The sequence below is a fragment of the Paenibacillus alkalitolerans genome (assembly GCF_016482785.1).
Classification (GTDB): Bacteria; Bacillota; Bacilli; order Paenibacillales; family YIM-B00363; genus Paenibacillus_AE; species Paenibacillus_AE alkalitolerans.
Genome location: NZ_JAEMXM010000005.1, coordinates 318314 through 332967, shown reverse-complemented (window position 1 = coordinate 332967; position 14654 = coordinate 318314). Strand labels below are relative to the sequence as shown.

General features: G+C 46.7%; 10 protein-coding genes. 3 read left to right on the top strand and 7 right to left on the bottom strand.

All coding sequences use genetic code 11. From position 1 onward, the window contains the following. Positions 1-941 (bottom strand): glycoside hydrolase family 2 protein (locus JET16_RS11510; protein ID WP_456093981.1); only part of this gene is annotated, 941 nt, incomplete at its 3' end. Between the two features lie 271 nt (positions 942-1212). Here JET16_RS11510 and JET16_RS11505 point away from each other — a divergent pair. Beyond that, positions 1213-2037 (top strand): AraC family transcriptional regulator, encoded by an 825-nt coding sequence (locus JET16_RS11505; protein ID WP_199616023.1) that lies wholly within the window; start codon positions 1213-1215, stop codon positions 2035-2037. Between the two features lie 595 nt (positions 2038-2632). Here JET16_RS11505 and pelA read toward each other — a convergent pair. After that, positions 2633-7000, bottom strand: a complete 4368-nt coding sequence (gene pelA, locus JET16_RS11500; RefSeq protein WP_199616021.1) for a pectate lyase — start codon at positions 6998-7000, stop codon at positions 2633-2635. A 101-nt stretch (positions 7001-7101) separates the two neighbouring features. Then, entirely contained in the window at positions 7102-8952 is a 1851-nt protein-coding gene (locus JET16_RS11495; RefSeq protein WP_233531410.1) for a GDSL-type esterase/lipase family protein, read from the bottom strand. Between the two features lie 527 nt (positions 8953-9479). Here JET16_RS11495 and JET16_RS11490 point away from each other — a divergent pair. Beyond that, complete coding sequence (locus JET16_RS11490; RefSeq protein ID WP_199616017.1) at positions 9480-10424, top strand: AraC family transcriptional regulator; 945 nt, start codon at positions 9480-9482, stop codon at positions 10422-10424. A 450-nt stretch (positions 10425-10874) separates the two neighbouring features. Here the strand turns inward: JET16_RS11490 and JET16_RS30570 are convergent, their stop codons facing one another. After that, positions 10875-11003: a hypothetical protein gene (locus tag JET16_RS30570; protein ID WP_267908681.1), complete on the bottom strand. Its 129-nt coding sequence runs from the start codon at positions 11001-11003 to the stop codon at positions 10875-10877. 234 nt (positions 11004-11237) lie between these two features. Between JET16_RS30570 and JET16_RS11485 the strand changes: the two genes are divergently transcribed. Beyond that, positions 11238-11900, top strand: coding sequence for an NmrA/HSCARG family protein (locus JET16_RS11485; protein WP_233531409.1), 663 nt, complete (start codon positions 11238-11240; stop codon positions 11898-11900). Between the two features lie 435 nt (positions 11901-12335). Here JET16_RS11485 and JET16_RS11480 read toward each other — a convergent pair whose 3' ends face one another. The 3 genes from JET16_RS11480 to JET16_RS11470 form a co-directional block, all read right to left on the bottom strand. Further along, positions 12336-12935: an NADPH-dependent F420 reductase gene (locus JET16_RS11480; protein ID WP_199616015.1), complete on the bottom strand. Its 600-nt coding sequence runs from the start codon at positions 12933-12935 to the stop codon at positions 12336-12338. Beyond that, positions 12932-13339, bottom strand: a complete 408-nt coding sequence (locus JET16_RS11475) for a MerR family transcriptional regulator (RefSeq protein WP_199616013.1) — start codon at positions 13337-13339, stop codon at positions 12932-12934. The genes JET16_RS11480 and JET16_RS11475 overlap by 4 nt, the downstream gene beginning before the upstream one ends. 216 nt (positions 13340-13555) lie before the next feature. Further along, positions 13556-14377, bottom strand: coding sequence for a DUF1835 domain-containing protein (locus JET16_RS11470; protein WP_199616011.1), 822 nt, complete (start codon positions 14375-14377; stop codon positions 13556-13558). Positions 14378-14654: the final 277 nt, after the last annotated feature.

Below are 14654 nucleotides of genomic sequence, written 5' to 3'. Positions count from 1 at the left end.
CCTGTCCATTTGTCAAACGGTTCCTCATAGACAAGAAATCCCATTTCATCACATAGATCCAGGAATTCCGATGCAAAGATGTGGTGTGACGTACGAACGGCATTGCATCCAATTTCTTTAAACTTTGCAAGCCGCTCTCTCCAGATTTCCGGCGGTACGGCAATTCCCAGACAGCCTGCGTCCTGGTGGATACATAGCCCCTTTACCTTTGTCATTTTGCCATTGAGAAACATCCCTTTACCGGGAACCATGTTGATTTCTCTGATACCAATTCTGAGTCCAACCGTGTCGACGATTTCATCCCCTTCATAAAGGGACAATTCCAATGAATACAAATGAGGCTGTTCAGGACACCATAACTTTACATTGGGCATTTCGATACAGATCATTCCGTCTTCAGATTCACCCGTATAACGCGCATTTTCATCCAATATACATGCTTTTACCAAGGAGGAGACTCCGGTCATAATGGTAATAACGCCGGTATTNTAACGCGCATTTTCATCCAATATACATGCTTTTACCAAGGAGGAGACTCCGGTCATAATGGTAATAACGCCGGTATTGCCCTGAATGGCGGTTTTCACTTGAATGTCTTCCGGATTGAGGTGACTCTTATATAATTCAAGCAACTTGACGGTTCTGTATATCCCTGCCCCGGAATACCATCTGTCTGCGGGAAAAGAAGTGTTGTCCACCTTGACCAGGATCTGATTGTCTCCTTCATGAATGAAGTTTGTAATATCCAGCGTAAATCTGGAGTAACCGTACTTCTGGCCGCCAACTTCTTCACCATTCACCCATACCGTACTGTTCTCATAAACGCCGTCAAATTGCAGCTGGTAAACATAATCCGCTTTGATCTCTTCAAAACCAAGATTTCGTCTGTACCACCCGATCCCCCAACGGTCTCTAAATCCTTGATCCGCTCCCTGCCTCATGTCTTTATTGATTGGAGCATGAATGGCCCAATCGTGAGGAAGCTTAACTGGCTTGAAGTTTTGATCTTCCGGCTTTTTTAATGTAAACTCCCAGCCATCCATCATTTTTGTCTCAACTCTGTATATCATTTCCATCACTGCCTTTGCCGAATTTTACATTTTCACTCTGGTACTATCCTTTGTATATTGTTATATTTAATTATACAACCACTCAAAAACACTCATCAATCTGACGATCTTAAGCAGAACATTAAAATATTAAGGTGATACAATGAAAAGACTTTTCCCTGTCGTAACAGAATCTGATAAACAACTTCCGTTTTATCTTATCGATGCGGCATGTGATTGGGATCAGGAACATATCGTGCAGCCAAATGGATACTTCTACCAGTGGATTCAATGCGTTAAAGGCGAAGGCGAATTGCTCACGGATGGAAAAACCTTTCGAGTTAAAGAAGGTACGGCTATGCTCCTTTTTAAAGGGATACCCAGTGAGTATTATGCCATCAGTCCAACCTGGATTGTGGATTGGATTGTCTTCGACGGTCATCAAGTAGAACATTTTCTGAAACATGCGGCCGGGATCAAAACAGCCGGAGCTTTGTATTTATCCAGACCCGATATTTTTCTTTCCATATTTCGAAGCTTATTGGACGCCGACGAATTGGACTATACTTTAATTAGCATCAAATACTCCAGCATCATATACTCGCTTCTTACAAACATTGTGCAATACGCTTCGATCAATCCAAATCATAGTGCATCCAACCAATATTTCAGACTCAAACCATTATTCAATTATATTGAACAAAACTTTGATAAACCTCTCACGCTAGAGGATATGGCTGATGTCATTGGCGTCACACCACAGCACTTATGTACGGTTTTTAAAAGAACAACGAATATAAGAATTTTTCAATATATCAATTCCGTTCGTATAAAGAAAAGCAAGGAACTCCTGTTGCAAAATCCTCATATACAAATAAAAGAAATTGCTCTGATGGCCGGTTTTGAAGATGCTAACTATTTCAGCTCCGTCTTTAGAAAGCTTGAACAGATCAGTCCCAACCAATTCAGAAAGCTGCAGCATCTTTAATAACACTTCTTCTACCCTCCGTTATTTAAGGTTCCTTCCTTATAATTTTCTTGGATATACCGGATGATGACAAAAAGACCAAGCCTAATTAAAATTGGCTTGATCTTTTCATGTGGAACTTACTTTTGACTTTTCTTCCTTCAACCAATTCCCTTGTCCGGATTTCAAAGATGATTTGGAATATCGCAATGTTATTTCAGGATTTCTTCGATCTGCAATAAAATATTTTTTTGACATCATGAGTCCCTAACATCAATAACCAGTTGAGCAGGATGCATGCCTTCTGAAACCGCGGATAATACTACATGCCATTTTTCACCTGTAAGCCGAATCAGAGCCCCCTACAGGAGTGTTAACATCGAACCCACCGGTAATCAGCGGTATACAGTTTGGTGACGGTAGGCGTTCGATAGCCGCCGTTCGGGACTTTCACCCGTACACGAAAAAACGGCTGCTCCGTGGCAGCCGTATTTAGTATTGTAGCCGGTAGTTTCATCCATCTAGGTAACTATAAAGACGAAATTGAGGTCCATCTTTCGATCAATTTTTGACAAATCGAGAATATCGTTAACCCTGCTGCGCTTCTCCCTCTCTCCTATGCTTCGACCCTGATCAATTGGCCGATTTCCAATGTTTCACCGGCTAAGTTGCTTGAGTTGTTGCCAATTACTTTAATGTAAACGCGATTTTCGTAGTAACCGGTCGTACGGGCTACCTCCAGCAGTTTTTTCGGCCATTCGCCCGCCCAGCGGTAACCGTCTCTTCTTTCTTGCTCAATTTCGAGAATGTTATGTTTGATCACGCCATCGCGCCCCGAGAATATCGGAAGATTGGTGCCGATTTGGTAAAACCGGTACCATGTCGTGCTTAACGGATCCTCATAGAAGTATTGTCCTTGCGGATCACGGTGTACATATTTTATTCCTTCCAGCTTGACCTGATCAAGCCACTGCAAAGCGCCGTCAATAGCTGCTTGCACCTCCGGAGACGGGTTCGGCAAAGCCATTAAATATTTCACGATACCTACAGACTCGGAGCCCGAAATCGACGGATGTTCGTAAGAACGGGCTCCCATGGGTACATAAGTGACTGGATCATGCTGCGCGCACCAGGCGGTCAGATTGCCGTCAACCTTGATCTGGGATTTCAAAATATAATCCAGACCAGCGCCCAAAGCTTCATTAATCCGCACAATGAGCGCATCCGGCGCCAAATCGGAATTAAACGGATATTGCTTCTTGGATACCATCGTTAACACATTCATAACCCGAATCATTGCGTTGTCGTTAAAAGTGACATAATCGGAATAGTTGCCTCTGGCCGGATAGGCTTGCGGCCACCCTCCGCTCGGATACTGCGCTTCCAGCAAATAGTCAAGTCCCCTGAGTACGGAAGCCCTGTACCGTTCGTCCCCAGTCTCTTTGTACATGACGGCAAGAAAAAGAATTTCATTGGTCGTAGCGTCATTGTCGATGGTGCCGATATAGCCATTCTCACTGGAATACCAGTCGGACTTCGCTTCCTGGCCGTCCCAGGCCCGGCCATACTTTTCCTGCATATTTTTGAACCAGGCGCCGTTGTCCAACTGCCAGCTCAGAAGATAATCGGCTTGCTGAATGTTTTTCGCCGCGTCGCTGGTATAGTATGAGTATGACAAATATGGAATATTATGCGGATCCTCTGCGATCTCCCGCTGGATTGTGGCATCCGGGTTCAATGTTTCTTGTATACGGAAGACGGCAACCGTCTGTCCGCTTTTGTTCACCCGGGTGCTCACCTCGTTGACAGTCAGATTTGGAGTAAGACCGGGACTGAGTGACTCCCAGCTTCCCATCGCCGACAGCAATTGAAAATCGGCTTCGTCAAAGTGATTGAGTTTGCTATTAAAGGTGACTTCAATCGTATGAGCGTCCGTTGCTGCTGCTCCAACCATTTGCACAGGCCCTTCCGGCACGCTGTTGCTTTTCAGAGCGACATAAAACGTAACCGGTTCGGCGGCATTGCCAGCCAAATCCATAGCGGACACCGTGATTGTATTTTTCCCTTGTTGCAAACTGACTTTCGTTGCGAAAGTCAAATCTCCGGATACTTTGATTTCCTCGCCATTGACCCACACCGTACTCGCTTCACTTAATCGGCCTGAAACCGGATAAGGATTGGAAGACGTAGTATAGCTATTATCGACTTTCTCTCCTTCCGGGTTATCCAACATAATGACAGGAGCGGTATTGTCAAAGACGACACGCAATGAAACGGCAACCGTTATGTTGCTTGAGGGATCTGTCGCTTGAACGGCAATGATATTGTCTCCCGGCTCCAGTTCCACCGTTGTGCGGAAGGTAAGATCGGAAGCCAACTCGATATGCTGGCCGTTCATCGTCATGACTGCTTGCTTGTTGACTCGTCCCGATACGGTGAATGTGGGATTGTTCACGAGAGTATCCAAAGGATCGAGTGTTAATACAGGGGCGGATACATCGCTTAACGGAATGATGCCGATCCGCAGCGGGTTCCAGTTATCATTGCCCTTTAACACATTTTGTACCGTGTACTGACTTGCTTCCTCCGGCGTAAGCTGCTTCGACCAGCCGGCCCGCGCTTTGGGATTCGCCCCCGGACCTCGGCTGTTATACTCTGAGTATCTGGCTGTTTTCTCGTTTTCCGGATTATTCCAATTATTCCAGCCGTACGGTGCGATTGACGAATCGATCATCGTATCGATGAATGCCACGGAAGCATACGGACGCCAAGGCCTTCCGAAATAAACGTTCTGGATCCCTGCGTCAGAGGTAATCTCCGAGTTCAGGAACACGTACCCGTACGGTATATCCTCCGGCGTACTTGCGGCCGTCAGCATTCCTCCGTTGCGTTTGCTGTTGATTTGGCAACGGTCGAACACCGCAGTAGATTGACCGAATATAAAATCGACATCCCCTTCAATAAAGCAGTTACTATAATAATGTCTGCCATTATTGGTGAACAACGTATCCTGGTAACCGAGGAAACGGACATGGTCGAAGTAAGCGCGATCGCCTCTGATATAAGCGGCAACGGCTTGACTCGTACCCTGGCCGGAATCATTCTGGATCGTTACATTTTTCGCAATAAAATCGGTAGGATAAATAAAGAGACTCGAGCTTTTGGACGTACCCAGCGGAGTTCCGTCAGGACCGAGCGTGTTGGCGTTGTCGTTATAGACCAATACCGTGCCTTCCCGGCTCTCGCCTATGAAACTCAGATTAGTCTTGCTGCTCGGAACATTCAGCTTCTCGCGGTATACGCCGTTTTTGATATAAATAACATGGCGTTTCTTACTGTAGTTCGGAGCCGCATCCACTGCCGCTTGCACCGTTGTAAAATCACCCGTCCCGTCTTTCGCGACAACCACGACATCCGCCGGCGTAACCGCAATCGGTTCGGATGGATAGCTTTCTCCCTGAGCGTTCACTGCCGAAATCACATAATCATATGTTGTGCCATTATCCAAACCCACATCCTGATAGCTTGTACCATAGATATGGGAGGCGATGGTCTCATATTGACCGCTGTTGAAGGCTCCGCGTTTGATGGTATAATATATTGCTCCGCTCGTCTCTTGCCAAGTCAAGATCACTTGGGCGTCTCCGGCAATCGCTTCTATCCCTTGCGGAATCGAAGGCGCTCCGTTACCGGGTGCAGGGACAATTTGAACGGAGGCAGAATTGGCACTTGCGGTCGCCGGACTTGCGGCAGATACGACATAGTAATACCTAACCCCGTTACTGACCGTAACATCTGTAAATTCGGTTCCCGTTACACCGCCGGCAACCATCTCATAGTTTATGCCATTTTCTGTACTGCGCTTCACATCATAGGATTCGGCTCCGGCGACCGGGTTCCAACGAATCGTCGTCTGGCCGTCACCACTTTCGGAGGTCAAGCCGGTCGGGGCGTTTAACGGCGCCATCGGCATGACACTAACCGTCGCAGATGGCACACTTTCCCCGCCTGCACTGACGGAAGTGACCTTATAATAATAAGTCAGACCGTTATCCAGTCCGAAATCACGGTACTTGGTATCCGCTACCTCGGCAACCATCGTATAAGGACCTTCCGGATTGGTGCTCCGGTAAATTTTATACGAATTGACCTTATTTGCATCCACCGAAGTTTCGGAGCTGCCCTCCAGCCCGATCGCCCATTTGACCGCGGCATCGATAAGCGTCCAGCCCTCTGCCGTCATCACGGCTTCCTGACCGGCGAACAGAAAGGTGGAAACTTGCCGTGCGAGGATCGGCTCTCCGTTAACGTTGCTCGCGCCTTGCTCATAACCGAAAATAACCGCCTGACTCTCATTGCCTGCAGCAGTCGCAATAATAACCGCCGACTCGCCCGGCGTTCCGTAATTGATTTTTCCCGCTTGCGTATAGACGTCAACTACTCCGCTTAATCCGGCAGCAAGCGGATGAGCGCTGTCCTGAATGACAACCGAGGTTTGGCCCGCGATATTGCCAAAGTCTCCTTCATTCGCCTTACTGAGACCTGCGTCGTCCAGCGCATACGGCTCGGAATAGACGACGGGCACCGTCGAATTTTTGAATTTGTCAGCAATATAGGACGAACTGGAGGATTCACTAACAAATACCAGATCGTTGCTCCCTGCATCGGCGGAAGTGACGGTCCGATCCTCCGCGAACGTTACGGTGAATCCCAGGGATGTAAAGTGTTCCATCGCAATACGGTCCGAGTCCGTACCGGTTCCGACGTATAGAATCGCTCTGCCGTTGCCGAATCCGGGCGGTGCCCAGCTTATATCCGCTTGGCTGTTTCTGGGTGTGGCCGCAAGCTCAACCGGTGCGCCGGGCGGACCCGGAACAATCGTGTCCGCCAGTTCCGCAGACACCTTAGTCGCAGTCAAGGAACTTCCCAACTGAATCAATGAGAACAAGAGCAAAAAGACAATTACCGGTATTCCTTTTCTCATAAGCTGCTCCTTCACTTTCTGGATGGATTGTAAGCGCTTTTATTTGTTCACCTTTGCTCTGCACTTCAAGATCCTAAGATCTCAATCACGCTTAAACACACCTATTTTAGCGATGAAACGTCGTTTTCAGCTTTTACAGCCTGCTGGAGAACCCACATGAAGTACAGGGCTTTAGCAGCTTTCTCTCGGGTTACTGCCACTTTCGGTTCAAGCTCTGTGCCGTTAACCATTTGTCCCCTGGCAATTCCTTTCTCGGAACGGATCAGGCCCAATTCATAGGCTTCCTTAACTTTAGAAGCCAAGTGGGGTGCGATTTGCGCGGTATCCATTAACTGCTGCCAGGAAACAAGAGGATAGTACATCGCGCCTCTGGAACCCGGGTCCATATACGGATCATAATCCGGGTCACCGGGTACCACAGCTGTTCCGTTATAATCGGTCATGTACTTCGGTTTACTGGTGAACTTCGCATGATACGCGTCAACCAGAATAGCGCCCATTATTTCCCTAGAAAGCTCCCCATTCGGGTAGTCGGCGAATGTCGATTTTTCCAAATTCATCAGCTTGGAAATACATCGAATGAATTCGCCAACGGTCATCTCCTCATCCGGATTAAAGTTTCCGAGAGGATCCTTGCTCATAACTCCCAGCTGAATCAACTTCTCAATCTGATTGCGGTAATAAGCACCTTCACCGGTCGTTGTATCGCCGGCCATTTCGGGAAAAATCTTCGACCAGTCTCCTGATAAGGCTGCAACCCTAACATCCGCTTTAAGATAAGAAGCGATCGCAGCTGCTGTGGAATCGCCGGCTTTCACTTTTTTCACGAGTTCGGTAACAATGATCCGGGCGAATTGTTTGGCCAACGCTTCTTTATAGTGAGTCCCGTCAATCTTTTTGGACGGATGACCGTTAGCGTAGCTTCCGCTGTTCGTCTTGCCGGGAGTTTCCCCCGCTTCAATGGACATGACGACGGCTGTCGTCGCTTCCACTCCGATCTCGTTATAAAACTTTACGCTCTCCGAATTAAGATCGATAAGTGTCACTCCTGATTCTTCGGCCGACCTTTTCATAATGTCGGGAAACTTTCGGTTTATAAAAGAATTGGTGTAGACATATCCCGGAGCCGCATTGCCTCTGACTCTTGACATCGGAGTTATCAGGACAGGGATCATGCCCCTTTCGCGGATTGCAGGAAGGTAGATTTCTTTAATATAGGTTTCATACATCGATTCTGTCGACCCTCTGCCAAAACGCCTGAACTCATCTGTGCTCTCATCATTATGTCCGAACTGAATGAACACATAATCCCCGATACTGCCGCTCATTAAAATATCATTAAATCGCCCCTCCGTGTAAGCGTTCTTGAACGAACGCCCGCCCATGGAATAGTTAATCACATTCACTTTGTCCGGATTAAACATGGCGTCGATGACTTGGCCCCAGCCACTCATTGGAGTTTCGTCGAAGGTGTAGGATTTGACCGTTGAATCTCCGAGTATGAATATCGTCGGAAGACTTCCATCCTCTCGCTGTTGCGGCGGGATCGGCTGCAGAACAATTTCCTCAACACCGACGGGAGTATTGATTTTGTTCGGCTCAATTTCAATATCCAGATAGTCCCGTCCGTTTACATACGTATAGGTCCACTCCTTGCCGCGCGCGGTTGCGATATACTTTTTGGGCACCAGCTTGGCTGCATCCCATGACCCGCCTCTCAGCAGACGGCTGGTCTCCATTCCCGATACCGAAACGATCGTGTCTGCAGCGTCGGAAGTCGTTTTCACATACACGCTGTAAGCACCGGGAGGGGCTTGAATACGGAAGGCCATGCCGTAATTATTATAATTAACTTTCTCGTAATTCGGTTCTGCATAGAAAACAGGCTCCGTAATGTAAAAGCCCGTTCCATCCGAAGTAATGGTAGCGGTATGAACTTCCCTGGACGGCATAGCGCTGGTCTCATTAACAAAACCATATCCGACAGAAGAGTTATACAGCGGGGCACCACCTTTTAACAAATCATAGGTGACAGACTTATACCCTGGTTTTTCTTGATTAGTAAAGTTGAATTTGTAGGGACTTTCCATCGAAGTAAGAGTGCTTCCTTCTGCATTACCAGTCAAAGATGCGGCCGCTTCTGTTCTGGTTAAACATGGAGTCAAGAGAGCTGCTAGTAGCAGAGACGACAGAGCGATATTCCAGAACTTTCTCACAAACTACACTCCTTTCCCTGATCGAATTGAAGTTTTGTATAACATGTAAACAAACAAAGCGTAAAAGTCGACTCGCCTCCTTCCGACTCCGTAATTCCCGTTTTTGAAAGCGCATACAGAAAAGCTGCTTTTATTCTACCGTCTCTCTTGTCCAAATGACATAACGATTTCATTCCTTTTTTTGACCATTTGTAATAACCAGTGTTACTAGAGAAGACTTCCTTGATATAATAACGGCAAACCATGATAGGGGGTAAGCTGCTTTGGCATACAAAGTCTGTTTCCCGGATTTTACAAGCACATTGCAGGTCATTGGCTTTCATTTCCGAGTAGCGGAACCCGGATGGACATATCCCGACCATTATCACAAAATGTTCGAAATCCTGTATTGCTACGACGGCAGCGCGGTCCAATATATCGAGGATCGCTCCATTGCCTTCGGCCGCGGGGATTGGTTAGTCATTCCGCCCGGCATGCGTCATCATGCTGTCAATTCTGGTCCTAGCAACTATATTTACCTTTCCATTCATTTCGACATCGATGATCTTGACTTTCGCCAATGGCTTCAAACCCAAAACGTGAAAAAATGGAACAACAGCCAACTTCCACGTGTGGGTTTAACCCGTCAAATCGAGGATTTAGATGAATTAATTATGAACAAAATCCTGGCTATGACATCATCCACCGGTTTTCCACGAGAAGTCGAAAGTACCATTCTCGTAAAAGAAAGGTTCCGTTTGCAAGCAATTATTCTAACGGTTCTGAGTGAAATCATCGAAGTTCAACTTCATAATTCGGAGCCGCGCCAAATAACTCGACAAGAAAACTCGTTATACGAGGTGGAAACCGCTCATCGAATCGAACGATATATCTCGGAGAACTTACATATACCCAATATTTCCATTAATATGATCGCTAAGCAGCTTTGCATAAGTCGGGTACAGTGCCATAAGCTGTTTACAAAGGTGTACAAGATTTCCCCTCGGCAGTATATGACGAATAAAAAACTGCAGCATGCAAAATATTTGCTGCTTCATACCGATTTGAAGATCCAGATGATTTCGGAGCTGCTCGGCTTTTCTTCGCAGAGCCATTTCAGCCGACAGTTCAAGCGGTGGACCGGCATCTCTCCGTTGAGATATCGGCCCAAATCTTACTCGGTTAACCACCTCGAACCAAAGAGCTGGGTGGAGACCGCAAAACCGTAGCAAATAACCAAGCCTCCATCGAAGTATGTTCAAGGAAGCCAGACCGAGCCGAGGATATTTTAAGTCAAGATTCTTAACTTCCATACAGTTCGCGGTGGGGCCGGTCTATGGAGATAACCAACTTCCGACTCATCTGGGGATATTAATGGTGGGCGATTTAACAATGGCATCAACTGATTCTCTACCCCAATTAACAACAAAAGGGTCCGGCATTTTCAAGGTGCCTGACCCTATTTGTTTTGTTACAATTCTAATGAAAAGAAGCAATCGTTCGTTCTACTGATGATCCAAACATATTCTTACCATTAATGTACCTGTTTAAAAAAAGTACAATCAACATGATCCCAGATTAATTGTATGGATATGCATTGGGTGCATAAATAGTTCGCGACATATTTTGAAACAAGAATTACAACTTAATGTGAAACATTTACAACTTTTAATGAAAAATCACATTTCTTTAGCGAAACGCCGGAAGAAGACAGCGGCCAACTCATTCGCGAAAGCAGAAATGACGCGCCCGCAGTCGCTTTGGCCGATCTGCTCATGGGAAGGGAACTCCCGCCAATCGTTTCTCAATCATCTCCGGCTGTCACCTGTAATGCCTCATTAACCGCGACAAAACATTTTTGCTCAACATTTCCCCTCATACAATCACACTCTTTCATAATAAACCTAATTACATTTTGTTAGTAGAACTAAAAAAAGTGCCTCCTTAAAAAATTATAATGCATGAAATACAATTTCAACAGGGCTTATCAGATGCTATATTGCTTTACTCACGCCCAAACCAATTCATTTAGGAGGAAGTTTATGTCTGATTTGAATAGGAGCATTTTAGTGATTGGAGCTACTGGTCAGCAAGGTGGTGCAGCTATGAGACAATTACTTGCAGACGGTTGGAAAGTGCGAGCATTAACCCGGGACCCATCAAGCCAAACAGCCCAAACCATAGCTCAGGCTGGAGCACAACTTTTCCAGGGGGACATGGAGAATCGCATTTCATTAGATGCTGCTATGCGAGGAGTGTACGGAGTTTTCAGTGTGCAGCCTCCTGAATGGAATCCGAGCGATGCAGCTACCGAAAAAGAAATACGAATGGGTAAAAACGTTGCCGATGCGGCGAAAGCTGCAGAAGTTCGCCACTTTGTTTATTCATCGGTTAGCGGTGCAGACAAACAGGCTCGCTTTCGTTATCTCGCCAAGTGGGAAATCGAAAAATATATAAAAAAATTGGGTCTTCCTGCAACAATATTGCGACCGTCCGGTTTCATGGAAAATTACGCTAATCCATTGTTTGGGATTCAGAATGGTACGTTAACAGAAGCGACTAAACCAGATATTCCTGTCAAACTTATTGCTGTCGAAGACATTGGCGTTTTCGTAAAAACTTCCTTCAGGCATCCGGATGTATTTTTGGGAAAGACTATCGAAATCGCCGGTGACTCCGCCCAATATCGCCGCAGCAATTGCTAAGTCAACCGGTCGTCCCATTAGCTATGTTCATCTTCCTATTGAGACTCTTCGGAAAAGTAATGAAACATTAGCCGATTTATACGAATGGTTAAATGGTGAAGGATACGAAGTAGATTTTAAACTACTGCGTAATTTGCACCCAGAACTTATGAAATTTGAGGATTGGGTAGAAAGGCAAGGAAAAGCTTTATTCCAGAAGTAGTGATCGCCCCGCTATCCTGCCAGTTAACGGAGAAGGCCACCGATTCATTGTTCTCGGCAGCCTTCTCTTGATATTTATTGAGCTCTTGTACTCCGTTAGCATAGTAACCCTAGAATAGGGATTCGCTGAGTTAGAATCTACGTTTACAACAACGTTTATTTAAACGCCTTCACGGCCATACATCAAAAGATCAGACAACGCCGTTTGCACCGGATGGCATCAACTTCCTGCCCCTAACGTCTTAGTACGCTTAGACTGTATTCCCGCCCGAACTTGGGAGCGAGTACGCTCCAAATCGTCCCGATCGCCGTCTCTGCCTTCGCCATAGCGTCCGGGCCGCCAACGTCTACCGGATCGAGCCCGATATCGGTTGCCAAATTGGCGACAGCTGCCACTGCTGCGGGGTCATCCCCGCTCAAGAAAGCTGTCGCGGTGCCCGCTTCATACCGTGGGTTCGCGAGCACTTCCCAGGGCAGTGTGTGAAAAGCGCGGACGACGCGCGCATTCCGAGCAAGACGCCGCACCTCTACGTCCGCGGACGCACCGTCGTATCGGTTGGTGCAGTTAATGAGTATCTTGCCGTCCAGATCCCCCGCCTCGGCCAGCGCGCTCTCCACATCACCGGGCAGCACGGCCAGCAGGATCGCCTCGCCGAACGCGACCGCTTCCTTGATCGTGCTAGCCTGCGCGTTAGCGCCCGCAACCTGCAGCAAGAGCTTCATCTTCTCGCTATGCGGATCCCGCGAGCCAAACATCACACGATGCCCAAGAGCGGCCCATCTTTTGCCTAATGTCCCGCCCATATTCCCAGAACCAATCGAAGCGATTTTCATTTTATCGCCGCCTCCTTTTCCAATATCCCATTGTAGAAATCCAACTTCTCTCTCGTCTGCCCGATTACGCTCGCCAGCGCTAAATACTGAGCCTCCATTCTGGCCAGATGCTCCGAGAGAATTTTCGATCGGCTCGCGATAACCTCCCTGTCCTCGGCGCTTAGCGGGAAAGCAGGATTCGCGAAGCATTGTCCTTCCTGCAGAAACTCCTTCATTTCTTCTAGCGACAAACCCGTCTTTTTCAGGCAGTGCAAGGAAGAAAGCATCCGCACGTCTTCCTCACTATACGACCTCAGGCCCCCCGGCCCTCTCTCGGGCGGCTTCGTCAAGCCGATCTTCTCGTAATACCTGAGCGTATCGATGCTGAAACCCGTCAACTCGGCCGCTTGCCCGATCGAATACATCTGATCGCCACCTCTCCCTACTCCGGATATTATTATTCTAGAGGCTGGAGCCGCCTCCAGGTCAACACCCGATTTGCGGTCCCATCTCTATTCTTAAAGAATAGATAAGGTTGTGGTACCTTCAGGCCCACAGCTTTGCTTAAACTATGCTCCCGATAATTCAGCAGGCTGCCGTTGCTGGCAGCCTGCTTCATGAAGCTCTTGTAATCCGTTAGTTCAATCGGTAGCAGGCTTAATTTTATAAAGCCTCATTGACGTTAGGGAACCCTCATAGGCGAGATGACCACTTTGAATTAGACATCTTAGTCGCCATTCAATAAAGGTATCAATAATTTTTTGTTTTGAACGTCCCACGACTTCGCCGACCAACCTCATAGCCGGGAAAAATCCATTACTATTACGATACATCTTTTGGTGACTAATTTTTTTCGCAAGGGCTAGAATCAGTTCATCAAAATAATCTTCCGAAACCATCTCAATTTGACGGTTTTTACGAATTCGGAGAATGCCGTCATCCTTGAGGAGTTGCATCCAGTTGTTTACGTATTTCTCTCTAACCCGTGGAGAAAGGGATTTTGCTTCCTCTAACAGCGGCAGCATTTTACCCGGTGTAATTTCCCCAGCGGAGAATGGTTTGAAGCCTCCGTATCTTTTATAGTAAGCCGAAGACGCCATAATGACTGATACTGGAATGGAATCAGGAAGATAAGCTAACAAACACATCATTCCTGTATATTCTGTGACGCTGTCCCCAACCCAAAACAATAGCGAATCCTTATCGGTAATATCCTGTATCCAATGATTAAAATTCTGATATGACTCATGGAGAAAATCCATGTAAATTCGTTTATCTTCCTCGCTAAAAATCCGTTCCCACCATTGCAAACGCTGTTCTTGAACATCCTTCAAAAATATATTGCCAAGTGGACCCAGCATCAAATCATCAGGCAGTAAGACAATTCGTTCGTTGATTTCTTCATCCTTAAACACTTGCTTAAGCGTCATACCTGCCGATGTTTCCAAGATATGTGTTCTCATTTGACTATTTCCTCCAACGAAGATATTTCCTCCCCTTTAAAAGTTTATCTTTTGGCTAGTCGTATTCAAATATTCCGCGAATAAACTCAATATCGAATTATCCTGCCCGTTACTTCAATGAAATAAGGAGCAGCCTCGAAGCAAATTCACATCAATCTGGATATTGGGTCTATGTCCTTCTTACATTACAAAAACAAAATAAGCGATGAGATCTGTCCCATCGCTCACTTTGATAATTTATTTCACTGTGCTACCTATCGAATCAACCGGCTTAATT

What these genes read in the sequence shown, in the direction of transcription:
- JET16_RS11505 (WP_199616023.1), top strand. Translation starts at nt 1,213, where the DNA reads ATGAAAAGACTTTTCCCTGTCGTAACAGAATCTGATAAACAACTTCCG.
- pelA (WP_199616021.1), bottom strand. Translation starts at nt 7,000, where the DNA reads ATGAGAAAAGGAATACCGGTAATTGTCTTTTTGCTCTTGTTCTCATTG.
- JET16_RS11495 (WP_233531410.1), bottom strand. Translation starts at nt 8,952, where the DNA reads ATGCCGTCCAGGGAAGTTCATACCGCTACCATTACTTCGGATGGAACG.
- JET16_RS11485 (WP_233531409.1), top strand. Translation starts at nt 11,238, where the DNA reads ATGTCTGATTTGAATAGGAGCATTTTAGTGATTGGAGCTACTGGTCAG.
- JET16_RS11480 (WP_199616015.1), bottom strand. Translation starts at nt 12,935, where the DNA reads ATGAAAATCGCTTCGATTGGTTCTGGGAATATGGGCGGGACATTAGGC.
- JET16_RS11475 (WP_199616013.1), bottom strand. Translation starts at nt 13,339, where the DNA reads ATGTATTCGATCGGGCAAGCGGCCGAGTTGACGGGTTTCAGCATCGAT.
- JET16_RS11470 (WP_199616011.1), bottom strand. Translation starts at nt 14,377, where the DNA reads ATGAGAACACATATCTTGGAAACATCGGCAGGTATGACGCTTAAGCAA.